The 22,655-nt window shown below is 67.3% G+C and carries 21 protein-coding genes and 2 pseudogenes; 14 read left to right on the top strand and 9 right to left on the bottom strand.

All coding sequences use genetic code 11. The features are described from left to right. The first annotated feature begins 91 nt into the window (after nt 1-91). Together FHW64_RS15420 and FHW64_RS15425 are read left to right on the top strand one after the other, a co-directional pair. Nucleotides 92-487: a hypothetical protein gene (locus FHW64_RS15420; RefSeq protein WP_184527629.1), complete on the top strand. Its 396-nt coding sequence runs from the start codon at nt 92-94 to the stop codon at nt 485-487. A gap of 105 nt (nt 488-592) precedes the next feature. Then, nucleotides 593-2,011, top strand: a complete 1,419-nt coding sequence (locus FHW64_RS15425; protein WP_184527631.1) for a M20/M25/M40 family metallo-hydrolase — start codon at nt 593-595, stop codon at nt 2,009-2,011. Nucleotides 2,012-2,015: 4 nt separating this feature from the next. Here FHW64_RS15425 and FHW64_RS15430 read toward each other — a convergent pair whose 3' ends face one another. Beyond that, nucleotides 2,016-3,701, bottom strand: coding sequence for an ATP-dependent DNA helicase RecQ (locus FHW64_RS15430; RefSeq protein ID WP_184527633.1), 1,686 nt, complete (start codon nt 3,699-3,701; stop codon nt 2,016-2,018). 124 nt (nt 3,702-3,825) lie between these two features. Continuing rightward, nucleotides 3,826-4,602, bottom strand: coding sequence for a helix-turn-helix transcriptional regulator (locus FHW64_RS15435; RefSeq protein WP_184527635.1), 777 nt, complete (start codon nt 4,600-4,602; stop codon nt 3,826-3,828). A gap of 390 nt (nt 4,603-4,992) precedes the next feature. Between FHW64_RS15435 and FHW64_RS15440 the strand changes: the two genes are divergently transcribed. From FHW64_RS15440 to FHW64_RS15470, 7 genes are all read left to right on the top strand, one after another. After that, nucleotides 4,993-6,147, top strand: coding sequence for a LuxR C-terminal-related transcriptional regulator (locus tag FHW64_RS15440; protein WP_184527637.1), 1,155 nt, complete (start codon nt 4,993-4,995; stop codon nt 6,145-6,147). A 180-nt stretch (nt 6,148-6,327) separates the two neighbouring features. Further along, entirely contained in the window at nt 6,328-6,549 is a 222-nt protein-coding gene (locus tag FHW64_RS15445) for a KGG domain-containing protein (protein WP_184527639.1), read from the top strand. Between the two features lie 107 nt (nt 6,550-6,656). Next, the gene (locus FHW64_RS15450) at nt 6,657-6,998 is read left to right on the top strand and encodes a hypothetical protein (protein WP_184527641.1); all 342 of its coding nucleotides are present in this window, start codon (nt 6,657-6,659) and stop codon (nt 6,996-6,998) included. A gap of 110 nt (nt 6,999-7,108) precedes the next feature. After that, nucleotides 7,109-7,297, top strand: a complete 189-nt coding sequence (locus FHW64_RS15455; RefSeq protein ID WP_184527643.1) for a DUF3606 domain-containing protein — start codon at nt 7,109-7,111, stop codon at nt 7,295-7,297. Between the two features lie 31 nt (nt 7,298-7,328). Continuing rightward, complete coding sequence (locus FHW64_RS15460) at nt 7,329-8,459, top strand: DUF3182 family protein (protein ID WP_184527645.1); 1,131 nt, start codon at nt 7,329-7,331, stop codon at nt 8,457-8,459. Next, nucleotides 8,443-9,219, top strand: a complete 777-nt coding sequence (locus tag FHW64_RS15465) for a S9 family peptidase (RefSeq protein ID WP_184527659.1) — start codon at nt 8,443-8,445, stop codon at nt 9,217-9,219. The genes FHW64_RS15460 and FHW64_RS15465 overlap by 17 nt, the downstream gene beginning before the upstream one ends. 42 nt (nt 9,220-9,261) lie before the next feature. Next, a complete protein-coding gene (locus tag FHW64_RS15470) occupies nt 9,262-10,179 on the top strand; it encodes a protein NO VEIN domain-containing protein (protein WP_184527661.1) in 918 nt (305 codons plus the stop codon). Between the two features lie 3 nt (nt 10,180-10,182). Here the strand turns inward: FHW64_RS15470 and FHW64_RS34850 are convergent, their stop codons facing one another. The 3 genes and pseudogenes from FHW64_RS34850 to FHW64_RS15480 all read right to left on the bottom strand — a co-directional run bounded on the left by FHW64_RS34850 (nt 10,183) and on the right by FHW64_RS15480 (nt 13,798). Continuing rightward, nucleotides 10,183-11,439 carry a Zn-dependent hydrolase gene (locus FHW64_RS34850; RefSeq protein ID WP_409350624.1) on the bottom strand — a complete coding sequence of 419 codons (1,257 nt, stop codon included), beginning with the start codon at nt 11,437-11,439 and terminating at the stop codon, nt 10,183-10,185. After that, nucleotides 11,425-12,618, bottom strand: a pseudogene (locus FHW64_RS34855) (diaminopropionate ammonia-lyase); the annotation flags it as partial. The gene FHW64_RS34850 and the pseudogene FHW64_RS34855, both read right to left, overlap by 15 nt. A gap of 1 nt (nt 12,619) precedes the next feature. Beyond that, complete coding sequence (locus FHW64_RS15480; RefSeq protein ID WP_184527665.1) at nt 12,620-13,798, bottom strand: M20 aminoacylase family protein; 1,179 nt, start codon at nt 13,796-13,798, stop codon at nt 12,620-12,622. A gap of 156 nt (nt 13,799-13,954) precedes the next feature. Between FHW64_RS15480 and FHW64_RS15485 the strand changes: the two genes are divergently transcribed. Beyond that, entirely contained in the window at nt 13,955-14,437 is a 483-nt protein-coding gene (locus FHW64_RS15485) for an Lrp/AsnC family transcriptional regulator (RefSeq protein WP_409350625.1), read from the top strand. Between the two features lie 10 nt (nt 14,438-14,447). On the opposite strand, the gene FHW64_RS15490 is transcribed toward FHW64_RS15485, so the two are convergent. Further along, nucleotides 14,448-14,996: a GAF domain-containing protein gene (locus FHW64_RS15490; RefSeq protein ID WP_184527668.1), complete on the bottom strand. Its 549-nt coding sequence runs from the start codon at nt 14,994-14,996 to the stop codon at nt 14,448-14,450. A 240-nt stretch (nt 14,997-15,236) separates the two neighbouring features. On the opposite strand from FHW64_RS15490, the gene FHW64_RS15495 reads away from it, so the two are divergent. The 3 genes and pseudogenes from FHW64_RS15495 (at nt 15,237) to FHW64_RS15505 (ending at nt 18,583) form a co-directional block, all read left to right on the top strand. Next, nucleotides 15,237-16,652, top strand: coding sequence for a hypothetical protein (locus tag FHW64_RS15495; protein ID WP_184527670.1), 1,416 nt, complete (start codon nt 15,237-15,239; stop codon nt 16,650-16,652). Next, nucleotides 16,649-17,947, top strand: a pseudogene (locus FHW64_RS15500) (flavin-dependent oxidoreductase). Before FHW64_RS15495 ends, FHW64_RS15500 begins: the two are co-directional and overlap by 4 nt. A gap of 6 nt (nt 17,948-17,953) precedes the next feature. Next, nucleotides 17,954-18,583 carry a LysE/ArgO family amino acid transporter gene (locus FHW64_RS15505; protein ID WP_184527672.1) on the top strand — a complete coding sequence of 210 codons (630 nt, stop codon included), beginning with the start codon at nt 17,954-17,956 and terminating at the stop codon, nt 18,581-18,583. On the opposite strand, the gene FHW64_RS15510 is transcribed toward FHW64_RS15505, so the two are convergent. The 3 genes from FHW64_RS15510 to FHW64_RS15520 are packed head-to-tail and all read right to left on the bottom strand — an operon-like array spanning nt 18,570 to nt 21,799. Then, nucleotides 18,570-19,589 carry a tripartite tricarboxylate transporter substrate binding protein gene (locus tag FHW64_RS15510; RefSeq protein ID WP_184527674.1) on the bottom strand — a complete coding sequence of 340 codons (1,020 nt, stop codon included), beginning with the start codon at nt 19,587-19,589 and terminating at the stop codon, nt 18,570-18,572. The two genes, FHW64_RS15505 and FHW64_RS15510, sit on opposite strands and share 14 nt — an antisense overlap. A gap of 51 nt (nt 19,590-19,640) precedes the next feature. Further along, nucleotides 19,641-20,600 (bottom strand): 2-hydroxyacid dehydrogenase, encoded by a 960-nt coding sequence (locus FHW64_RS15515; RefSeq protein ID WP_184527675.1) that lies wholly within the window; start codon nt 20,598-20,600, stop codon nt 19,641-19,643. Nucleotides 20,601-20,602: 2 nt separating this feature from the next. Beyond that, nucleotides 20,603-21,799: a mandelate racemase/muconate lactonizing enzyme family protein gene (locus tag FHW64_RS15520; protein WP_184527677.1), complete on the bottom strand. Its 1,197-nt coding sequence runs from the start codon at nt 21,797-21,799 to the stop codon at nt 20,603-20,605. A 116-nt stretch (nt 21,800-21,915) separates the two neighbouring features. Between FHW64_RS15520 and FHW64_RS15525 the strand changes: the two genes are divergently transcribed. Beyond that, the gene (locus FHW64_RS15525) at nt 21,916-22,653 is read left to right on the top strand and encodes a FadR/GntR family transcriptional regulator (RefSeq protein WP_184527679.1); all 738 of its coding nucleotides are present in this window, start codon (nt 21,916-21,918) and stop codon (nt 22,651-22,653) included. Nucleotides 22,654-22,655 lie beyond the last annotated feature (2 nt).

Consider the following 22,655-nt stretch of genomic DNA (forward strand, 5'->3'; position numbering starts at 1 on the left):
GCGTCAAGAATCCCCTACAGACGTCTAGACCTCCTGCCCGTACAGTTCTGCCCCTGATCGCCGGCGCGCAGGGCCCGGTGTCAAGAGATGTATGGACGCAATCGACAGACAAGTCACCCTGGACCTGATCCGGGCGGCGGCCGAGGCCGTCGAAAAGGTGGAGGCATTTCTCCAGGCTGCCCAGTTCGCCACGACCACGGCCTTCGATGTGGGCCTCGCGGCGGAGCTGATGCTGGATGAGCGGAATCACGTTGGCGACGGGGCGGGCGCGGGCGCACAGGCGAACCCCGAAACGATCGCTCTCAGCTATTGCCTGCTTTCGTTGCGCTACACGCTCGACGTGAGCCGGCTGATCCTCCAGCGGCCTCTCAACGCCCATTCGCAGGAAGCGGTCCACCAGAACCGGAAACTCGCCGACGACGCCAAGATGGCCGGGCGCGCTGCCTACCTTTCGGCCCTCGCGTTGTGGGACCCGACGGTGCACTAGGCACGCCCGAAAGGGCTCTCGTACCCCCCTCCTATACTGCCGCGAGCCAACGCCGACAGGACGGCGATGGCTTCAACAGCAGTCAACAAAGGAGACATGAGAGAAATGAATTACAAGGTACGACATTGCGCCGCAGCCGCCCTGCTTTGCGCCGCTTCCTGGGCCGGCGCCCAACCTGCTGCACCCGCGCCGATGCCGCCGCTCACACCCGAGCAACAGCGCTTCCATGACATCTACAAGGAACTGGTCGAGATCAACACCACGCACCTGAGCGGCAACAACACCGAGGCCGCGCAGGCCATGCGCAAGCACCTGCTGGATGCGGGTTTCAAGGCTGACGAAATCCAGCTCTTCGAGCCGTATCCCAACAAAGGCAATCTCGTCGTCCGCTTCAAGGGCACCGGTGCGAAGAAGCCGCTGCTGCTGCTCGCCCACATCGACGTGGTCGAGGCCCGGCGCTCCGACTGGAAGACCGACCCCTTCAAGCTGAAGGAAGACGACGGCTACTTCACCGCGCGCGGCTCGTCGGACGACAAGGCCATGGCCGCTTCGTTCGTGTCGATCCTGTCGCAGCTCAAGCGCGAAGGCTTCAAGCCGAACCGCGACATCGTGCTCGCACTCACGGCCGACGAAGAACTCGGCGACGTGCCCACCAACGGCGCCTTCTGGCTGGTGAACAACCAGCGCGCGCTGCTCGATGCCGAGTTCGGCATCAACGAAGGCGGCGGCGGCCAGTTGAACAACGGCAAGCCGGTGCTGCACCGCGTGCAGGTGGCCGAGAAGATGTACACCACCTACAAGCTCGAAGTGCGCGACGTCGGCGGCCACAGCTCGCTGCCCACGCCGACCAATCCGGTCTACGAACTCGGCACCGCGTTGGACCGTCTCGGCAAGTACCGCTTTCCGGTGAAGCTCGCCGAGGTCACTCAGAAGTACTTCGAACGCAGCGCGCAGTTCGAAACCGGTCAGACCGCCGAAGACATGCGCGCCGTCGCCTCCGGCAAGCCCGACGAAGCGGCCACCGATCGCCTGTCGAAATCGGCGCTCTACAACGCAACGCTGCGCACCACCTGCGTGGCCACGCAGGTCACCGCGGGCCATGCGGAGAACGCACTGCCGCAATCGGCAAAGGCCACGGTCAACTGCCGCATCCTGCCGCATGACGACCCGGCCGAGGTCGACGCCGCGCTGCGCAAGGTGCTCGAAACCCCGCGCATGAAGATCGAGCAGTCCAACCCGCCGCTGAAGAGCCCGCCCTCGCCGCTTCGTCCGGACGTGGTGCAGGTGGTGGAGTCGCTCACGCAGCAGATGTGGCCCGGCATTCCGGTCGTGCCGACGATGAGCACGGGCGCGACCGACAGCCGCTTCATGCGCAACATCGGCATCCCGATGTATGGCGTCTCGGGCATCTTCTCGGAGCCCAGCGATGCACGTGCGCACGGCCTCGACGAGCGTGTCGCGATTCCGCGGCTCTATGACGGCCGCGAGTTCATGTACCGCATGGTCAAGCAGTTCGCGCAGTAACGCCTCACAGTTGGTCGACCGCTTCGACGTAGCCGGGCAGGAAGCAGCGCCGGCTACCGTCGGCGAATTCGACCGTGATCGATGCCGCATCGGCACTCACCACCTGGCCTTCGCCGTATCGCCCGACCTTGACCGGCTGGCGCAACGCAAAGGCCGGGGCGCGCATGCGGCGCGTCGCCGGACGTCTCAGCGGCGCGCGCGCGACGCGGGCCGCTGACGCTGCGGCAAGCGCTGCCTCATGGCGCGCGATGCGTCGGCAGTTGTCGCAGGTGCCACATCGCTCGACCGGCGCCTCGCCTTCGAGGTAGGCCAGCAGCACCTGCCAGCGGCACTGGCCGGTCTGCGCGTAGAACGCGATCCGGTCGAGCGCCTCGCGGTCCTGTTCCCGTTTCTGCCGGTAGCCGGCGGCGAGCAGATGCAGCGCCTCGGGCGTCATGTCGCGACGCAGCAGGCGGATGCGTCCGTCCGGTAGCACCGCCAGCACTCGACTGCCGCGCAGCAGGCTCAATGCAACGCGAAGCTTGTTGCGTGGGATCGCGAGCTGTTCGCGCAATTGCGCGAGCGTGGTCTCGGGCGCATCGTCAGGCCATGCCTGGACCGCGCGATACACCGCATCGAGCTCTTCCTCTGCCGGATAGCGGCCACCAAGAAAGAACTGCTGCACCGCCTTGTCCCGACGCAGGAAGAGCAGCGTGCACGACGACGGCGCACCGTCGCGCCCTGCGCGGCCGGACTCCTGGTAGTACGCATCCAGCGCCGATGGCATCTGGTAGTGCAGCACGAAGCGGATGTCGGGCTTGTCGATGCCCATGCCGAAGGCATTGGTCGCGACCATCACGCGCGCTTCTCCGGACATGAAGGCGTCCTGCGCCTGCCGGCGATCCGCCGCCGCGCGGCGCCCGTGATAGAGCCCCACCGATTCGCCCGCATCGCGCAAGGCGTCATGCACCGCGACTGCCGCCCGTACCGTCGCGGCGTAGACGATGCCGCTGCCCGCGGTGCCGCGCACCAGCTCCAGCGCGCGGCGCAGCTTCTCGTCTTCGTGCGTGAGCTGCTCCACTGCGTAGTGCAGATTGGGCCGATAGGTGCCGGTGTCGATCCAGCCGCACTTCGGGATGCGCAGCCGAGCCATGATGTCCGCGGCAACCTCTTCGCTCGCAGTCGCGGTGAGCGCGAGCACCGGCGGGCGGCCGAGCTTCTCCAATGCCATCTCGATGTCGAGAAAGGCCGGGCGGAAATCGTGGCCCCACTGCGAGATGCAATGCGCCTCGTCCACCACCAGCAGCGACGTCTGCCGCTCAGTCAACAGTTGCAGAAACTCTGCATCGCCAAGCCGCTCGGGCGTAGTGAAGACGATCCTTGCGGTTCCGTCGCGCAGCGCCGCCTCGCCTGCGCGAATCTCGTCGGCCGGCACGTGGCTGTTGAACTGCACCGCTTCCACGCCGATCGCTTCGAGCTTTTCCTGCTGGTCCTTCATGAGCGCGATCAGCGGCGAGATCACGACCGTGCGCCCGGGCAGCATGAGCGATGGAAGCTGATAGCACAGCGACTTGCCCGCGCCGGTCGGCATGACCGCCAGCACCGGCAGGCCGCGGAGAACTCGCTCGATCACCTGCTGCTGGCCCGGTCGCAGCGACTCGAGCCCGAAGGCGTCACGCAGCGTGCGTTTGAGGCGGCTTTCGAGCGACATTCAGTCGTCGTCCTTTCGCAGTGGCTTCCGGGCCAGATGCCGGATCTGGATGAACCATCTGACGACGGGCTGACGGGACCCTGAGTAGGACGATCGACACTCTCTCCGTGCGAGCGCCCTTGCGCTAGCGCAGCTTGCCGAGCCACAGCGCCGTGAGCGCCGAGCGGTTCCGCACGCCGAACTTGCTGTAGATCGACTTGACGTGGAAGTGCGTGGTGTTCGGGCTCTGCTCCAGCGTTTGCGCGATCTGTTTCTCGACATGGCCGTCGAGCATTCCGAGCAGCACCCGTCGTTCGGCCGGCGTCAACGGCGCATTCGCGATGAGAAGCCCGTGGCTCAGCAGCTGCTGCCGATAGAACCAGCGCAGCCCGCGCGTCACGAAGCCGAGGAGGCTGCTCTCCGATGCGGAGAACCGTGGCGCGTCCGCGTCACGGAAGATGAAGAGATGGACCCGCACGTCGTCGTTGAGCGCAAGACGAACGGACATGCTGTCCGCATGCCCGACCGCCAAGTAGTGGCGGCGATAGTGCTCGCCCTCGAACCATTCGGGCGGAAGCGCCTCGAAGAGCCGGCGCGTGCGAAACGGCTCGTCGCCCGACACGGCCAGGACCTGCGAGAGGTCGACCTTGGTCGTCCAGAGCGTGTCGAACTGCTCCTGCACCGAAGCCGCGACCGGCGCAACCGGATGCAGCAGCCGGATCAGGCGGGGACGCCAGCCGAGCAGCGGGTCCGAAGGCGCGGGGGAAGGCAGTCGCACGACCACCGACCACAGCGCGTTGCGGGCCCCGAACATGGCGCACAGCGCCGCCAGCAAGTGCATGAGCGCGGCGTCGCCATCGCCGACCGAGAACTCGGCCAACCGGTCCCAGAGTGCATAGACGGCGTCGCTCCGGGAATTCATGGAATCCGCGCTTGAATGCATGTCGCCCCCGAAAGAGTCTGCGGGCCGCAGACGTCGGCGAGCATAAAGGCCCTGAGGCCACCTTTCCAGGTAGTACCCAGACGCATCGGAGCGCACGATATTCAGCGCGGCGGAATCCAGGGCTCGACCGGATCGATCTTCATTGCAGCGCCCTCCAAGCGAGCGGAAGAAGAATGCAGGCGACGAAGGTGGCCACGTAGACCGGGGGCGTCCGCCTTGCAGCCGTGGAGAGGCTTCGAAAGAGTCGGTCGAACATCGGCAACCTTTCCTTGGATTCGCGCTGAGTCCAAGCGTAGGAAATCGCCCATGGCGCCGCGTCATCCGAAGCAATGACGGACACAGAAGCTCATCAAAAGAAAGGAGCCCGACATGATCGGTTTGGAAGGAATCACCGCCCAGCAGCTCTCCGACGTGATCGGATCGATCTACGACTGCGCCCTCGACCCCGGACTCTGGCCGGCCACCTGTCGCAGCATCGCCAACCTGTGCGCCAGCACCGGCGGCGGTATCTGCGTGCATGACCTGAAGCAGGTGCAGAACGACCAGCTCTTCGTCTTCGGCTACCAGCCGGAATTCCTGGAGAAGCTCGGCAGCCAGTTCGCGGAAAGCCCGATGGCTGCCGCCGACGTAGTCTCGAATGTCGGCGACGTGAATTCCCTCGCCGTGGAGCCCCGGCAGCTACTCGAAAGCCGGTTCTATCGCGAGGTCCTGGAGCCCTTCGGATTGACGGACATGATCTGGTTTCCGGCGCTGCGCACCGGCGGCCGGATGGCATCGCTGCATGCGTCCCGCAATGACGCGCGGCCCTACTACCAGCAGCACGACGTGCGGCTGTTCAAGCTGCTGTCTCCCCATGTGTGCCGCGCGCTCGCGATCTCGGACGCGCTCGACATCCGCGCGCTCCGGTCCGAGATGCTCGAGAAGACCCTGGACGGCCTCGCCGCCGGCGTCTACCTCACGGCCAGCGACGGCCACGTGGTCTACATGAATGCCGCGGCCGAGCGTCAGGTGAGGGCCGGGCATTCGATCCGCCTCGCGAACAACCGGTTGTCCGCGATCGACCCGTCGGCTCGGGCAGCGCTGGCGAGGAACATCGATGCGGCGACGCGCACGGATGCGGGATCACCGTGGAGCGAGCATTCCGTCGCGCTCCCCGATGGCACCGGCAGCGGCTACGTGGCCACCCTGCTGCCGATCGAGAACGGCCAGCGCAACGGCATCCTCGCGCCCTTCGCCGCCTCGGTCGCCGTGTTCATGCAGGACCCGATCCAGGTCCCGCTCATGCCGGGCGAGGCCTTCGCGCGGCTGCACGGACTGACCGGTGCCGAACTCCGGGTCCTGCTGGCGCTCTCGCAAGGGCTCGGCGGCATGGAGTCGGCGGAGATGCTCGGCATCAGCGAACCGACAGTGCGTACCCACCTTCAGCGCATCTTCTCCAAGACTGGGACGTCGAAGCAATCTGATCTCCTGAGCCTGCTGCATCGCTCCACGCCGCCGGTTCGCGTCGAAGCGAGCGTCCATTGAGGCTGGCGGCCTCGCGCCGATCGCCCGCTCATCAATCCGTGCACATCTTTCGGACTTTTGCGACTCCTTCCTACAACGCGCACGGGCTCACGGTCACAGCATTTCAGAAGCCGGCTCGCGCCGGCAGACCTTGTTTTTGTCCGACTGCATTGACCGAAGCCAACCCCGGAGTACCGCACGATGAAAGACGACCAAGACCTCAGCCAGACACCCACCGTACGCGGGCGCGGCTTTGCCGGCATGGATCCCGCACGCCAACGCGACATCGCCCGTGAAGGCGGACGCGCGGCCCACGAGAAAGGCACGGCCCACGAGTTCAGCCCCGCGGAAGCACGCGCCGCCGGCCTGAAGAGCCGGATGAATCGCATCGCGCGCGAAGCCGCGCAGCAAAAAGAGGGCTGAACCCCCACGCGATGAATCGCACGAGGCCTCAAGGGGCCTCGGCGTAACCTGCGTGACTTCTCTGGCCCCGTTCAGCGGGCCCCCGTGGCATCCCAATCGCGTTCCCCATGACCCGCAAAGATCCACGGACCTTCCTGGAACGCACGCTGACGGCCATGAAGTCGTCGGCCTCCTGCGAGATCCGCACCAACGAGCACGAGCGAATCGCCGACGGGATGTCGCCGTCGGGCGATTCGCCGAGTTGGACCGTGCGGCCCTATCTCCGTGCGCGCGAAATCCGCGTCGGCTGGACCGACGGCCTGCTGATGCACAACGACGGCACGCCCTGCAACGGCGGCCTCTGGCATCCCGACACCGAATACAACCGGCTGCTGCTCCTGTCGGCCGTCGCGGAAGGACAGCGCCTCTTCGGCCTGACGACGCACTGGCTCGAGGAACGCGACGCCTGAAGCTCCAGACACCGGACCGCAGGACAGTGCGACGCCCCACCCGGGGCCGCTTCCTACATCCGGGAAACGCGGGCCCCGGTAGCTTCTGCGCGCACCCAAGGAGAGTTCACATGCCAGACAAACAAGCTGCCATGCAGCTTCACGCCGAAGTGACCGTGACCGAGGACGACGAAGTCCGCTACTGGATGGACACGCTCGGCGTGACGGAGGAAGCGCTACGGCGCGCAGTTGCCGATGCCGGAACCCGGCCCTGCGACGTGCGCGACTATCTGGGCGCGCCACCCGGCAACGCGATGTAGCCCACGCCCCGCGAATGCCAGAGGCCCGACCATGGCAGACCATGCGGGTGCGGTCCGGGGCCGTGTCTTCTCGTGGACCGTCGAGGGACATCATTTCGGCACCGAACATGAACGGGCCACGCGCAACGAAGTCTCGCGACGCCTTGCGGCGCTCAAGCATTTCGATTTCGCAGGCGAGTTCGACCCCGACCTGCGCCCCGCCCCTGAAGGCTCCCGCTATTTCGTACCCAGCGACACGCTCCACGTCGACACGGCGGCGGCGCTCGGCATCCGCGGGCCCGACGATCTGTTCGGTGGCGTCGTGCCGCATCCGTTCGTGGCGTCCAAGGTCATCACGCACTCGCTGGTGCATCCCGATGCCGTGCGGCCCGAAGGCTGGGTGGCGCATTTCGGCGATGCGGTCGCGGACGCCACGCTGAAGGGCTTTTCCGCCTTCACACGTGCCGATGCGCTGCAGGCTGGCCGGCAACTGCTTTCGGACGGCGAGGTGCGCGTGAAGCCGGCGCGCGCGGCCGGCGGCAAGGACCAGAGCGTGGTGACCGATGCGACGGAACTCGCGCGCCGCCTCGACGCTCTGGACCCGGAAGAGCTGCGCACCTTCGGTGTCGTGCTCGAAGAAAACCTGAGCGACCCGATCGTCCACAGCGTGGGCCAGGTGCGCGTCGACGGCATCGTCGCCAGCTACCACGGCGTGCAGCGCGAGACGCGCAGCAACCGCAACCACGTGATCTACGGCGGCACCGACCTGCACATGGTGCGCGGCGATTTCGATGCGCTGCTGCGACAGCCACTCGCGCCGGGCGTGCGGCGCGCGGTCGAGCAAGCGGCGCTCTATCACGCGGCGGTGGTCGACTGCTACCCCGGCTTCTTCGCCTCACGCATCAACTACGACGTGGCGCAGGGCCCTAACCAGCGCGGCGAGCCCCGCAGTGGCGTCCTGGAGCAGTCGTGGCGCATTGGCGGCGCGACCGGCGCGGAGGTCGCGGCGCTCGAAGCTTTCCGCCTGCGCGAAGATCGCGGCGTGGTCCGTGCCTCGTGCGTCGAGGCCTACGGCGGCACGGCTCCGCCGCCGCGCGCGACGGTCTATTTCCATGGTCACGATCCGGAGATCGGGCCCATTGCCAAATACGCCTTCATCCAACCCGATGCCGACCCTGACTAGAACCATCGAGATCCCTGTCGACGACCAGCACATCGACGGCACGCTGGTCGCGCCCTCCCACGTCATTCCCGGCGTGTTGCTCGTCCACGGCTGGGACGGCAGCCAGGCGCAGTACATCGCACGCGCGCACGAGCTCGCCGCATTGGGCTGCGTTTGCCTTGCAATCGACCTGCGGGGCCATGCGCGCCACCAGTCGCAGCGCCTCGCCGTGACGCGCGGGGACAACCTGCAGGACGTGCTCGCCGCCTATGACGCGTTAGCCGCCCATCCGAGCGTGGACGACAAATCGATCGCGATCGTCGGCAGCAGCTACGGCGGCTACCTTGCGGCCCTCGCGAGCGCGCTGCGGCCGACCCGCTGGCTCGCCTTGCGGGCGCCGGCGATCTACCGCGACGAGAACTGGGACGTTCCCAAGGGCAAGCTCGACCGCGAGGACCTGAACGCCTACCGCCGCACAGCGATCCGGCCCGAGGAAAACCGTGCGCTGCAGGCCTGCGCGGATTTCCGCGGCGATGTGCTGGTGGTCGAATCCGAGATCGACAAGACCGTGCCGCACGAAGTGATCGAGAACTACGTCCACGCCTTCAAGCATGTACGCTCGATCACCTACCGCGTGCTCTCCGATGCAGACCACGCGTTGTCGACCGACGAGATGCGGCACGCCTACGGAATCCAGCTCGTGAGCTGGATGACCGAGATGGTGCTCGGCGCCAAGGCTGCGGCCGGAAAGATCCGTCCGGTGCCGCGCGTGCCCGCATAGAGGCATACTCGGCGCCGAACATAACTCGTCAGATCAAGCCGAATGGACAAGGAAGTCGATCCCGCGGTGCTCGGGATCATCAATGAAAAGCGCCTCATGGGCGAAAAGCGCACGCCCGTTGACATCATCGCGCGCATGGGCGTCTTCGAAGCCCGCGAAAAAGCCGGCGACCTCGCATGGATCGCCACCGGCGACAACCTCAACGTCATCGCCACGCTCTGGGCGGAACTCGTCAACGTCAGCGCCGGCGGGCGCTGGTTCTACGTCGAATCGCTGAATCCGCAGATCCGCATCGGCGGCGGCGACCGCAGCGCGCTGCAGGCGCAACGCGCCAAGGACCGGCACGGCCTGCTCAAGCGCGCCTACGACGCCGACCGGGGCGTACGTGTCGTGCTGCAGACCAACCGCGTACCGGTGCTCGAAATGGAGTCCGACAAGACGGCCAAGGTGTCCGTGCGCGTGCCGGACGACGACGAATGGCACATCGCCGACTGGAATGCCGACCAGCAGATCGCAGTGCTGGTGCGAGGCGCGCGCGGCTGGACCCCGAGCGACTCGGAGATGAAGGCTGCGCGCAGCCGGGCCGCCATTCCCGAGCCGGCCCCCGAAGCGGATGCACTCGCCGGCCCCGCGTCACCCGAAGAACTGCACGCAGCCGCGATGGAGCACCTGACGAAGCATTTCGCGGGCTACGGCTACAAGGCCGAGAACGTGACGGCGCAGGGGCTCGGCTACGACATCGAGGTTTCGGACAAGAAGGGCAAGACGCTGCTGAAGATCGCTGTGAAGGGAGTCAAGTCCGGCGCGCCCGGGTTCCAGCTCACCAGCGCGGAGCGCGCATGCGCCAAGGCGGGCGATCCGTGGCGTCTCGCGGTGGTCAGCGATGCCCCGGGACCTGCGGCGCAGCACAAGCTCTTCAGGGGCTCCGAAGTCGACAGCGCGCCCGGGCTGCAGCCGTAGCCATCAGGCTTCTTCGGCCAGCGCCAGCAGCACATCGAGCAACACATCCGCGCCCCGCAGCAAGTCCGCGGGCGCGGTGTGTTCGCGCGGGTTGTGGCTGATGCCCAGCGCGCTGGGCACGAAGACCATCGCCGAAGGGCAGATGCGCGCCATCATCTGTGCGTCGTGCCCGGCACCGGAGGTCATGCGGCGTGTCGCATGGGCCCGCGTCTGCGATGCGCGCTCGATGTTCCGCACCAGCCGTTCGTCGAACACCACTGGTTCGAATCGCACGAGCCGGCGCGTCTCGATGCGCACCGATTGCTCGTCGGCAAGCTTTTCCACGAATCCGGCGAGCTCGCGTTCTGCGCGCTGCAGGGTGGCCTCGTCGGTGTTCCTCAGATCGACGCTGACCTTCGCTCGCGCCGGGATCACGTTGATGAGATTCGGGTGCAGATCGACGGCCCCCACGGTCGCGACCTGGCTCCCGCCGTAGCGCAGCGCCAGCTCGCGCACGAAGACCGAGATCGCCGCCGCGCAAAAGCCGGCATCGCGCCGCAGGCGCATCGGCGTCGTGCCCGCATGGTTGGACTGGCCGGTGATGGTGAACTCCTGCCAGGAGATGCCCTGCAGGTTCTCGACCGCGCCGATCTGCACGCCTTCAGCTTCCATGACGGGGCCCTGCTCGATGTGCAGTTCCACGAACGCATGCGGCACGATCGATCCGCACGGCATTTCGCCGGCGTAGCCGATGCGCGCAAGTTCGTCGCCCAGCCGCGCGCCGTCGGTGCCGAGTGCGTCGAGCGCCTGTTGCAGCGGAAGGCCGCCGGCATGCACCAGCGAGCCCATCATGTCGGGCTGGAAGCGCACACCCTCTTCGTTGGTGAAGGCCGCGACGACGAGCGGCCGGTGCGTGACGATGCCGCGCTCGTTGAGCCAGCGCACGACTTCCAACCCCGCCATCACGCCGTAGTTGCCGTCGTACCGGCCGCCGGTCGCGACGGTGTCGATATGCGAACCGGTCATCACCGGCGGCAGGTCGGTCTTGCCGCGTCGCACGCCGAAGATGTTGCCGATGCGGTCGACGGACACGTCGAGATCCAGTTGACGCATCCACGCGACGAGCCGGTCGCGGCCATCGCGATCGGCATCGGTCAGCGCAATGCGGCACACGCCACCGCCTTCGATCGCGCCGATGACTGCATGCGCCTCGATGCGTTCGATAAGTGCCGCCTCGCCGACCGAACGTTGCTGCAGCCACTGTCGCTGGGCAGCGAGCACGGCATCGTGCGAGCGCCCGACGAGGCTTTCGTACACCGCCGGTGCCGTCGCGCCTTCGGTGCTGATGACGAGGACGCGTGCATCCGACGTGAGGCCCGCCTGCTGCCGCAACGCCTCGTCGCGCGCGATGCGCTGGAGCGCGGCCAGGCCCGCGACGCCGGACTCTCCGGCGACCACCGGCACATCGCCCTGCGAACCGCGCGCCAGCATGCGCATCGCCTCGACCGCCTGCGCGTCGGACACCGTCATGAAGACATCGACCGCCGGCTGCAGAAAGCGCCACGCGAGGGGCGATGTCTCGCCGCACGCGAGCCCCGCCATCACCGAATCCACGCTGCCGGTCGCGCGCGCCGGATGGCCTTGCAGCGCGCTTTGATAGAGGCAATCCGCCTGCTCGGGCTCCGCGACGATGAAGCGCGGGCGGTGTTCGCCGTAGCACTCCCAGAAGTGGCTCACGATGCCCGCGGCCAATCCGCCGACGCCGCCTTGCAGGATGACGTGAGTCCACGGGCAGGCACCGGAAGGCGCGGTCTCCAGCAGTTCTTCGGCAACCACACCGTAGCCCTGCATCACGTCCCGAGGCACTTCCTCATAGCCTTCGTAGGACGTGTCGGAGACCACTTCCCACCCGTTGATGCGTGCGAGGCGCGCGGCCTCCTCCACCGACTCGTCGTAGTTGCCTGCGATGCGGACGATCTCCGCACCGAACGCGGCGATCGCGTCTTCGCGTTCCTGGCTGACATGCGCGTGCAGCACGATCACGCAGCGGCAGCCGATGCTCTCTGCAGCCGCCGCGAGCGCACGACCGTGGTTGCCGTCGGTCGCGCTGATGACGACGAAGTCACGCAACGCCGCGGCATGCGATCCGCGAAACAGGTCTTCCGCACGCCATGCGCGATCGGGCCATCGGCGCAACACCAGTCGAATGAGCGCATTGGGTGCCCCAAGGGCCTTGAAGCTGCCAAGGCTGGAGCGCTTCGATTCATCCTTGAGCGTCAGCCCGGCGATGCCGAGCGTGCGCGCGAGGCCGGGCAGCGACCACGCGGGCGTCGGATGCGGCGAGAGCCGGTCCCATGTCGAGAGACGCTGCCGGCTGGCGCGCCCTTCGGCAAGGCTCAGAACGGACTGGAGATCGGCGTCGTACGGACGACGGCTGGCGCGGGAATTGAGCAGGAACATGTCAGTGGGAACGTGGCAACCGGATGCGCGCCAGTTCGGCGAAATAGCGCGCACCGATGGGAAGGATCGAATCGTTGAAGTCGTAACGCGCGTTGTGCAGCGGCACCGCGCCGGGGTTGTCGCCGTCGCCATTGCCGATGAACACGAAGGCGCCAGGGATGTCTTGCAGGAAGCGACCGAAGTCTTCGGAAATCATCATCGGCGGCACATCGCCATCGACATGCGCCGCACCTGCAATGGCGCGCGCTGCTTCTACCGCGACGGGCACGCATTGCGGCCAGTTCACCGTCGGCGCGAACTCGTGCGTGTATTCGACGACACAGCGCGCGCCATGCGCATGGCAGATGCCTTCGCACAGTTCGCGCATGCGCTTTTCGAGTAGCGCTTGCACCTCCGGCGCATAGCTGCGCGTGTCGCCCTTGATGACGACCTCGGTGGGGATCGCATTGCGGATGCCGTCGGTGATGAACTCCGTGCACGACACCACCGCCGAATGGCGCGGATCAACCGAGCGCGCGACGATGGTCTGCAGCGCCAGCACGATCTCCGCGCCGATGATCAGCGGATCGACCGCCATGTGCGGCCGTGCTGCGTGCCCACCGCGGCCGGTGATGCGGATCACGAAGTTGTCCTCGCTCGCCATGATGCCGCCCGCGCGGGTCGCGAAATGCCCGGCCGGCATGCCGGGGATGTTGTGCGCGCCGTAGATCTCGTCCATCGGGAAGCGCTCCAGCAGGCCGTCCGCGAGCATCGCGGCGGCGCCCTTGCCGTGTTCCTCCGCGGGCTGGAAGACGAAACGCACCGTTCCGTCGAAATCCCGTCGGGTGGAGAGCAACTGCGCCGCCCCCAGCAGCATCGCCATGTGGCCATCGTGACCGCAGGCGTGCATGCGGCCCGGATTCGTTGAGACATGGGCGCGGTCCGCCGCGGTCTCCTGCATCGCGAGCGCGTCCATGTCGGCGCGAAGCCCGATCACGCCGCTTCCCGTGCCGACTTTCAGGTTCGCGACGACGCCGGTGCCGCCAATGCCGCGATGCACTTCCAGCCCAAGCATGTCGAGGATCTGCGCGACGCGGCCCGCCGTGCGCTGCTCGTCGAACCCCGTCTCGGGAAAGCGATGGAAGTCATGGCGCCAGCGCACCCAGTCGGCTTCGGGGGCGATGTCGTTCGTGGTTTGCATGGTGGCCGGCTCCTGCTGCCTTTGCGATGAACAGAATTCTTGGGGCATCATCGCGAGCGAAATCACCACCTCGAAGCCATTTGATGACTTCTTTGTCTCATCAAGGCCGCCCTGGAGCCCCATATGTCTCGACGAACTGGCAAGAACGGCATTCCCGTGGCGCTCGATGCGCTCGACACCGCGCTGCTCGACCTGCTGCAGCGCGACGCTTCGCTGCCGGTGCGTACATTGGCCGATCAGGTCGGCAGCTCGCCGGCCACCTGCCAGCGCCGCATCGCACAGATGCGTGAATCAGGCGTGCTGCAGAAACAGGTGGCGATCGTGGATCGCCAGCTCGTCGGGCGGCCGCTCACCGTCTTCGTCTCGGTGGAACTGGACAAGCAGAACGCCGCCCTGCTCACGCAGTTCGAGAAACGCATGGCCGCCGAGGAGGACGTGATGGCGTGCTACGAGGTCTCGGGCGAGTTCGACTTCCTCATCATCGTCAACGCGGAGTCGATGGCGCAGTACCACGCCTTCACGCGCGAAGTCTTCTCGTCGAACAACAACGTGCGCAACTTCAAGAGCATGTTCGCGATGAACTGCTCGAAGTTCGAGACCCGTGTGCCGCTGCCTCCACCGGCGAGCGGGCTCGCCTGAACGGGCGGTTTCAGTTCAGCGCTTCTGCCGGCACATCGACATCGAGACCGCGCGCCTGTGCGATCAGCCGGGCCGCCGCGTTGGCCGCCATCTCCATGCGCCGGACGTCGCGATCGCAGAGGTGGTCGCGCGGCTCGAGGCTGAATCCGCACAGCACGCCGTAGAGGCCGCCATCGGCGAAACGCACCGGCACACCGATATGCGCGCCGAGCACTTCGCAGACCGGCGGCAGGCCGTATTGCGTGCGCACGCGCGCCACGCTTTCCATCACATTGGGCATGCGGCCGTCGACGATGCGCTGGCAGACGGTCTTGTCGAGCTCATGCGACTGGCCGACTTCGATGATCGCGTCGTCATCCTTGGCGACCACGTGACGGAAAACCCGCCGGCCTTCGACGAACTCGCCGACGAAGACCACTTCAAGGTCGATCTGCTCGCGCACGATGCGCAACAGGCCGCCGATCGAACGTTCGATGTATGAAATGCCGTCAGCCCCGTAGGCCTCGGCGGTGACTGCCGCGATGCGTTCCGACCATTCCACGTGATCGAACGCGGGCATCTCGCTCCCTCGTTCCACTATCAATTTGCTCCTAGGTGCGCAGCATGGTACGCGGGCCCTGTCGCCGACAGGCTTGCGATGGATCAAAAGACATTCGATTTCATGCCCGGCCGTGGTCAATATCAGACGGCCATCGTTCTTTTGAATACGTTTTTCTTGCAGGCGCCGGCCTGCTCCCGCAGCGACAATGCAACGCGCCCGTGGCCCATGCGCCGCGGGGAAGCAGACTTGGAGACTTCCGTGCAAACGTCCCCGGTATCGGATGACCGACCCCAGGCAGCGCTGCGTGCGCTCCTGCGCGCGGTGCCGCGGCGATACCGGGCACCACCGCTGCCAACGGGTCTCGAAGCGGCGGTCGCCGCGGGCACCGAGGCCACGCTCGCTTTCACGATCGAATCCGCGCGCGTCGCCGCGGAGCGCAGCTCCCCGCTGCCGGCATCGCATGGCGAAGCCTTCACCATCGCGCTGGCCGCGCTGATCCGGCGCACGATGACGCCCGACGGCGGCGATCCGGTCTTCCAGGCGCAGGTGCTGCAGTCCCGCGACAAGCAGGTTCGCGACTGGGTGCAGATCGAGAGTTCCGCAACAGCCGACGCGCGGACGCTGCGTACGGCGGTCGATGCCTTCGCGCATCCCGGCAAGCTCCGCGACATGGCCGAGGGCGAGCGGCGTGACGCCTTGTCGCACCTGCATGCGCTTGTCGCGGCCGGCGAATGGCGCGCGCTGGCGCTGAAGGCCGAATCCCTGGTCACGTCGCTGAACGAAGACGAAGCGACACTGCGCAGCAGCCTGCGGGATCTCGCGACTCACCCCGCGTTGCAGCGGCGCATCCGGGCGGAGGCGATGGCGATGCTGGAACCGGTCCAGCGCTATCGCGCACTGCGCGCCCGTCGTGTGCCGCCGGCGGGGAGCGATATCGCGCTCGACCAGGGCCGAGCCGCCGCGCGCGAGGGCGCGCAGGCCGAGCATGCGGCGGCAGCGGCCCTTCGCCAGGTGGCCGCCTACCTGAACGAACTGGAGGGCGATCAACGCGGTCCGTACCGGGTGCTGCGCACCCTGCTCACGCCGCGGGAGCTGTCCGGCGGTGGCGACCGGTCCAAGGAGGAGTGGGACGCGGCGATCGTGCAGAGCGTCGATGACGGTCTCTGCGACGTCGTGCTGCTGGCCGAGGTCAAGGCGGCGCCTGCCGCCGTCACATCCGACATGCCGCGCCTGCTCCGAGGACTCGCGCGGCTTGCACAGGCGGACGGCGATGCGTCGTTCACCTTCTCCTCGGTCGATGGCGCCGTGCGGTTGCGCGGCCGTTCGCTGCGCGCGCTCGAACCGCTCGGCCCATCGCTGCCGGAGCCGGTGATCTATCTCTGTCCGGCGCCGACCGAATCGCGTCCCACGCTGCTCGGTGCGGCGGCCAAGGCCGTGCTGCTCTCGGAAGCGGCCAGCCTTGCCTTCGCCTGCGCGCTGGCCGACGGCGCCACGCCGCTGCACGCCAGCCTGATGGCCGTCTGGGACGCCCTGCCGCACGAGCCGCGGCTGCGCGCGACGCTGAACCAGTACGACACGGCGCACCGCGCGCGAGACGCGATGCTCCATACGGGCGATCTCATCGCCGCCATCGAACAGGCCGGCATGGTGCTTCCTCGACAATCCGCGCCATGACTCATTCGTTCGATTCCCGTCCGGTGCTCATTGCCGGCGGCGGCATCGGGGGCATCGCCCTCGCGCTCACCCTGCATCAGATCGGCGTGCCCTGCATCGTGTTCGAGGCCGTCCCCGAGCTGCAGCCGCTGGGCGTCGGCATCAACCTGCAGCCCAACGCGGTGCGCGAGCTGTACGACCTCGGCATCGACGACCGCGCGCTCGACGGCATCGGCATCCAGGCGCGTGAATGAGCGCTGGTCGGGCGCAACGGCAACGACATCTATTCGGAGCCCCGCGGGCTGCTCGCGGGCTACCGCTGGCCGCAGTATTCGGTGCATCGCGGGCAGTTGCAGATGCTGCTCTACCGCACGGCGCTCGAACGCCTTGGCCCCGATGCGGTCCGGGTGGGCCACCGGGTCGCCGGCTATCGCAATGACGAGGGCGGCGTGACTGCGTTCGTCGAGACGCGCGACGGGCAGCGCAAGGAAATCGCAGGCCGCCTGCTGATCGCAGCGGACGGCCTGCATTCGGCGGTGCGCGCGCAGATGCACCCCGGCCAGCCACCCATCCAATGGGGCGGCGCGATCCTGTGGCGCGGCACGACCCCGGGCGTGCCGATTCGCAGTGGCGCGTCCTTCGTCGGCGTCGGTTCGCTGCGGCATCGCGTGGTGCTCTATCCGATCTCGCCGCCCGATCCGGCGACGGGGCTGGCCACCATCAACTGGATCGCCGAGATCACGGTCGACAACTCCGACGGCTGGACGCAGGGCGACTGGAACCGCCGCGTTTCGGTGGACGACTTCATCCAGCACTTCGAAGGCTGGAACTACGACTGGCTCGACGTGCCCGCGATGCTGCGCGGCGCGAAGGAGGTCTTCGAATACCCCATGATCGACCGCGACCCGGTGCCCACCTGGGTGGACGGCCGCGTCACGCTGCTCGGCGATGCAGCGCACGTGATGTATCCGGTGGGCTCCAACGGCGCCAGCCAGGCCATCGTCGATGCGCGCGTGCTGGGCGCGGCGGTGCTGGCGCACGGCGCGACGCCTGCGGCCCTCGATGCCTACAACGACCAGCTCTGCGCCGACATCTCGGCGCTGGTGCTGCGCAATCGCGGCGCGGGTCCGTTCGGCATCCTGGGGCTGGTGGACGAGCGCTGCGGCGGCGTGTTCGACGACATCGAGAAGGTCATTCCGGCGGCCGAACGCGAAGCCTTCATGGCGCGCTACAAGGCCGCGGCCGGCTTCGCGATCGATGCGCTGAACGCTTCGCCGCCGACCATCGCGCCGGGCGCGCGGGTGCGCGGCGCGTAGGGCGACGTGTCCCTCGCCTTCCCCGTCTTCATCCAGGGGCTCGCCCTTTCGTTCGGGCTCATCGTCGCGATCGGCGCGCAGAACGCCTTCGTGCTGCGGCAGGGCCTGCGGCGCGAGCACGTGGGCAGCGTGGTGCTGTTCTGCGCGGTAGCGGATGGCGTGCTGATCGCGGCGGGTGTACTCGGCATGGCACATGCGCTAGGGGATCGTCCCGGCCTGTCTCGCGCGCTTGCATTGGCCGGCGCAGCCTTTCTTGCTGCCTATGGCGTGCAGGCGCTGCGACGTGCGCGCCGCGCGCACAGCCTGCAGGCGGCGGAAGGATCAGGCTCGGTCGGTCGTGCCGCCGTGCTGGCGCAAGCGGCCGCCTTCACGCTGCTGAACCCGCATGTGTACCTCGACACCGTGCTGCTGGTCGGCAGCATCGGCGCCCAGCAACCTGTGGACTTGCGAGGCTGGTTCGTGGCCGGCGCGAGCGCGGCGAGCCTCTTCTGGTTCGGGCTTCTGGGCTACGGCGCGCGATGGCTCGCGCCCTGGTTCGCACGGCCGAAGGCCTGGCAGATGCTCGACGGTCTCGTGGGCCTGACCATGATCGCGCTCGCCGTGCTGCTCGTGCGCAGCGCCCTCACTCCGCCTTGATGTTGTTGTCCTTGACCACCTTGCCCCAGCGCTGCGACTCGGCGCGCATCCATTCGGCGATCTGCTGACGCGTCATCGGCGACGGTTCGGAGCCCAGGTCCTGCAGGTGCTTGGCGAACTCGGGCTGCGCCACGATCTTCTGAACGGCTGCCTGCAGCTTGTCGAGGATGGCTGGCGGCGTGTTGGCGGGCGCGAGCAGCCCCTGCCAGGAGCCGGTGACGAAGTCGGGAATCTGCGATGCGACCGTCGGTACGCCCGGCGTCGCCGCGAACGGCTTCGCGCTCGTGACCGCGATCGCCTTGACCTTGCCGCTCTGCGCGAGCTGGTTGGTGGCCACCACGCTCGCCATCGCGCTGTCGATCTGCCCGCCCGAGAGATCGGCCAGGGCCTGCGAGCCGCCCTTGTACCCGATGACGTTGAACTCGAAGCCGCGGTTCTGCGCGAGCAGGATGCCCGCGAGCTGGCTGATGGAAGCCAGCGGCGTGCCGAAGCTGACCGGCTTGCCGCTCTTCTTGGCATATGCGGCGAGTTCATCGATATTCTTCACCGGCAGGTCCTTGCGGACCACAAGCAGGTGCGGCGAATACGCCGGGATCGCGATGGGCGCGAGGTCCTTCTCTGGGTTGTAGGTGAGCTGCGCCACAACGCTCGGGCCGATGGTCAGCACGCTCATGTCGAGCAGCAGCAGCGTGTAGCCGTCCGGCGCGGACTTGGCGACGTATGCCGCACCGATATGACCGTTGCCGCCGGCCTTGTTGTCCACGATGACCGTCTGCTTGAAGGTGTCGCCCAGCTCCTTGGCGAGCAGGCGGCCAAGCACGTCGGATGTACCTCCAGGCGGGTTGGGAACAATGATGCGGATCATCTTGCTGGGATAGTTCGCCGCCGCGTCCGTTGCATGAACCGGCAGCGTCGCACCGGCCAGCATCGCCGCGGCAGCGATGCCGAGCAGCGCGCGCCGCGCCATGGCGGGGACGAATGGGATGGTGGAAGTCTCGGCTTGCATCGATATCTCCGTGATGTGTGGACGCGAAGGAAGTGGCGAAGTGGCGCGCGATCAGGGCGCCCGGAAGATGACGTTGAGCAGCGGCTGCCCCTGCTGCAGCCGCACGATGTTGTCCGCCATGAAGCGGTAGCGCCGGTCGAGCAGCGCCGGCGTCATGGCCGAGATGTGGGGCGTGGCGCGGACGTTGGGCAGTTCGTGCAACGGCCAGCGCGATGGATTCACCGGCGGCTGGCCCTTCTTCGGGTACTGATACCAGACGTCGAGCACTGCGCGCCCGAGACGCTTGTCGCGCAGGGCTTCGTACAAGGCCAGCTCGTCGACGACCTCGGCGCGCGCGACATTGACCAGCAGCGCCTCTGCGGGCAGCAGCGCGAGCTGGCGCGCGCCGATCAGTCCGCGGGTGCTGTCGTCGAGGGGACAGCAGATCACGAGGAACTGCGCGCGAGGGAGCACTTCGTCGAGCGCCGACACCGCAACGAACTCGTCGGCCAATTCCGCCGAACCGGGCTTGCCGCTGCGCGTCACCGCGATCACATGCATGCCAAGGGCCCGTGCGCGGCGCGCGATCTCCTGCCCGATGTGACCGAACCCCACGATGGCAAGCGTCTTTCCGTGCGCCTCGTCATGCTGCGGCCGGTTCGCATAGACCTTCGCCCACGCATCCGCGTCCAGGCGCGCGGGGACCTGCCAGAGCTGCAGGCTGTGCTCCAGGATCGCGTGAAGCGTGAACTCCGCAATCGGCACTTCGTGGCCATGCACGTTGCAGACCGTGGTGCCCGAAGGCAGCGACTGGCAGGCGATCTGTTCCGACCCGGCGCCGGGCACGTGGACCAATCGGCAGCGCAGGCGGGGCGCTTCGTCCGCGTTGATGCTGTTGCTGATGACGACGTCCGACTGGATCGCGCCGGCTTCCGGAAGGGCCTGGAGCGCTTCGACCTCATGGTCAGGCCCGAGGAGTTTGCGCAGACGCGGCGCGTTGGGCGCATGGAGCCCGACGATCTGGATGTGCATGGCTAGCGGCTTTCGCGAACGATGAGGCCGGGCTGCTGCTTGAAGCTGTCCTTCAGGCGCGTGCCCAGCCCCGCGGCCACGGTGGGCTGCGCCATGCCTTCGCGGATCACCGGCAGGTCCGTGACGATGTCGCGGTACCAGGTTGCCAGCGTGGCGCGCACCACCTCCTGGTAGATCGCCGTCGGCGCGTGCAGCGCCATCTGCAAGCCCGCCATCAGCGTGACCGGGCCGGTGCAATCGTGCGGTGCCAACGGTCGGTTGTAGGCCTGCGCCAGCGCGGCGATCTTGCGCCCTTCGCTGAAGCCGCCGCACCACGCGAGGTCCAGCATCACCACGTCGAGCGCATCGTTGGCGAGCAGGTCGCGGAAGGGACGCAGGCCACCCAGCGTCTCGCTGCCGCACACCGGCACGCGCGTGCGGCGCCGCAGGTCGGCGAGCGCGACGTGGTCGTCCATCTTGCACAGCGGATCTTCGACCCAGAAGACGTTGTAGTCCTCCAGCGCCTGGCAGATGCGCAAGGCCGAGTGGCCGCCGAAGAGGCTGTGCAGCTCGCACATCACCTCGATGCGATTGCCGACTGCCTCGCGGATCTTGCGAAATGGCTCGAGGCCCTTCTCGAGATCGGGCAGGCTGATGAGATGGCCACCGCTCTTGGGCGCGTAGATGTCGAAAGGCCAGATCTTCATGGCCTTGTAGCCCTCGTCAAGCAGGCTGCGCGCGAGTTCGCCCGCGTCGTGCATGAAGGCGACCTGATCGTCGTAGGGACCTTGCGGCTTGTCCTCGTTGCCGATGTCGCGACGCTTGCCCGTGCTGTTGTAGGCGTAGCCCGCGCAGGTGTTGTAGACCGGCACGCTCTCGCGCGCCGCACCACCCAGCGCCTCGTGGATCGGCACGCCCTGCCGCTGGCCTGCGAGGTCCCACAAGGCGATGTCGACCGCGCTGGCCGAACGCACTTCGACCCCAGAGCCGTTGTAGCCCACATAGGGCGTGAGCAGGTGGCGCGAGATGCCCTCGATGTGCCGTGCATCGCGCCCCAACAGCCAGGGCGCGAGTTCATCGTGGAGGCAGGTCTCTACCGACACCGCGCCGCGGAAGGTCTCGCCGAGGCCGACGAGGCCATCGCTCGTTTCGAGTTCAAGCCAGATCAGGCTGGGCCGGTCCGGCAGCCGGTAGGTTCGGAGGCAGCGGATGATTGACATGATTTACAGCTTTTTATATCTTTGAGGGGAATTTCTTGGTCGCTCTGACCTTGCGAGAATTGTGTTCCTCTCTGAATCCATAAACGTCTCACGATTTCCCTGTAAATAGCTGTCACATGAAAACAAGCGTTTCAGGCGCCACCGCCCCAACCCCTCAAGCGCCCAAGGCGGACCGCCTGCTCGGCGACAAGGTCTACGAAGACTTGCTGCAGTTGCTGGGCACGCCGGGCTTCGAGCCGCGTGCACGCCTGCCCGGCGAGACCGCCCTGTCGCAGCGTCTCGGCGTGTCGCGTCCGGTGCTGCGCCAGGCGCTTGCGCGCTTGCGCGAAGAGGGCCGCATCTACGTGCGCAAAGGCTCGGGCAACTTCGTCACCGATGCCCTGCCGCAGGCCAAGCCCATCTCGCTGAGCACGCTGAAGAACATCGCGGACATCCGCGCCTTCCTGGAATTCCGCTGCTTCATGGAAGGCGAAGCCGCGGCCCGCGCAGCACTCATGCGCACCGCCGACGAGATGCACCACATCCGCCGTTGCCGCGAGCGCTTCGATCAGGCGCTGGCGGTTGGCAGCGATGCCGTCGAGGAAGACGTTGCCTTTCACGACGCAGTGGCCCAGGCGTGCGGCAATCGCTTCTTCAGCATGACGATGACGGCGCTGGCACCGCAGACGCGTTTCAGCATCGGCCTGTCACGCAGCCTCGCCGGACGCCCGCAGGGCGAGCGCCGGGCGGGTGTGTGCCTGGAACATGCGGCCGTGGAGCACGCGATCGAGCGCAAGGATGCTGACGGCGCACGGCGAGCCATGGAAGCGCACCTGCGCGGAGGAATCGCGCGGTTGTTCGGCCAGGAGACGTGAGT

It is taken from the genome of Variovorax sp. Sphag1AA (assembly GCF_014192575.1).
Classification (GTDB): Bacteria; Pseudomonadota; Gammaproteobacteria; order Burkholderiales; family Burkholderiaceae_C; genus Variovorax.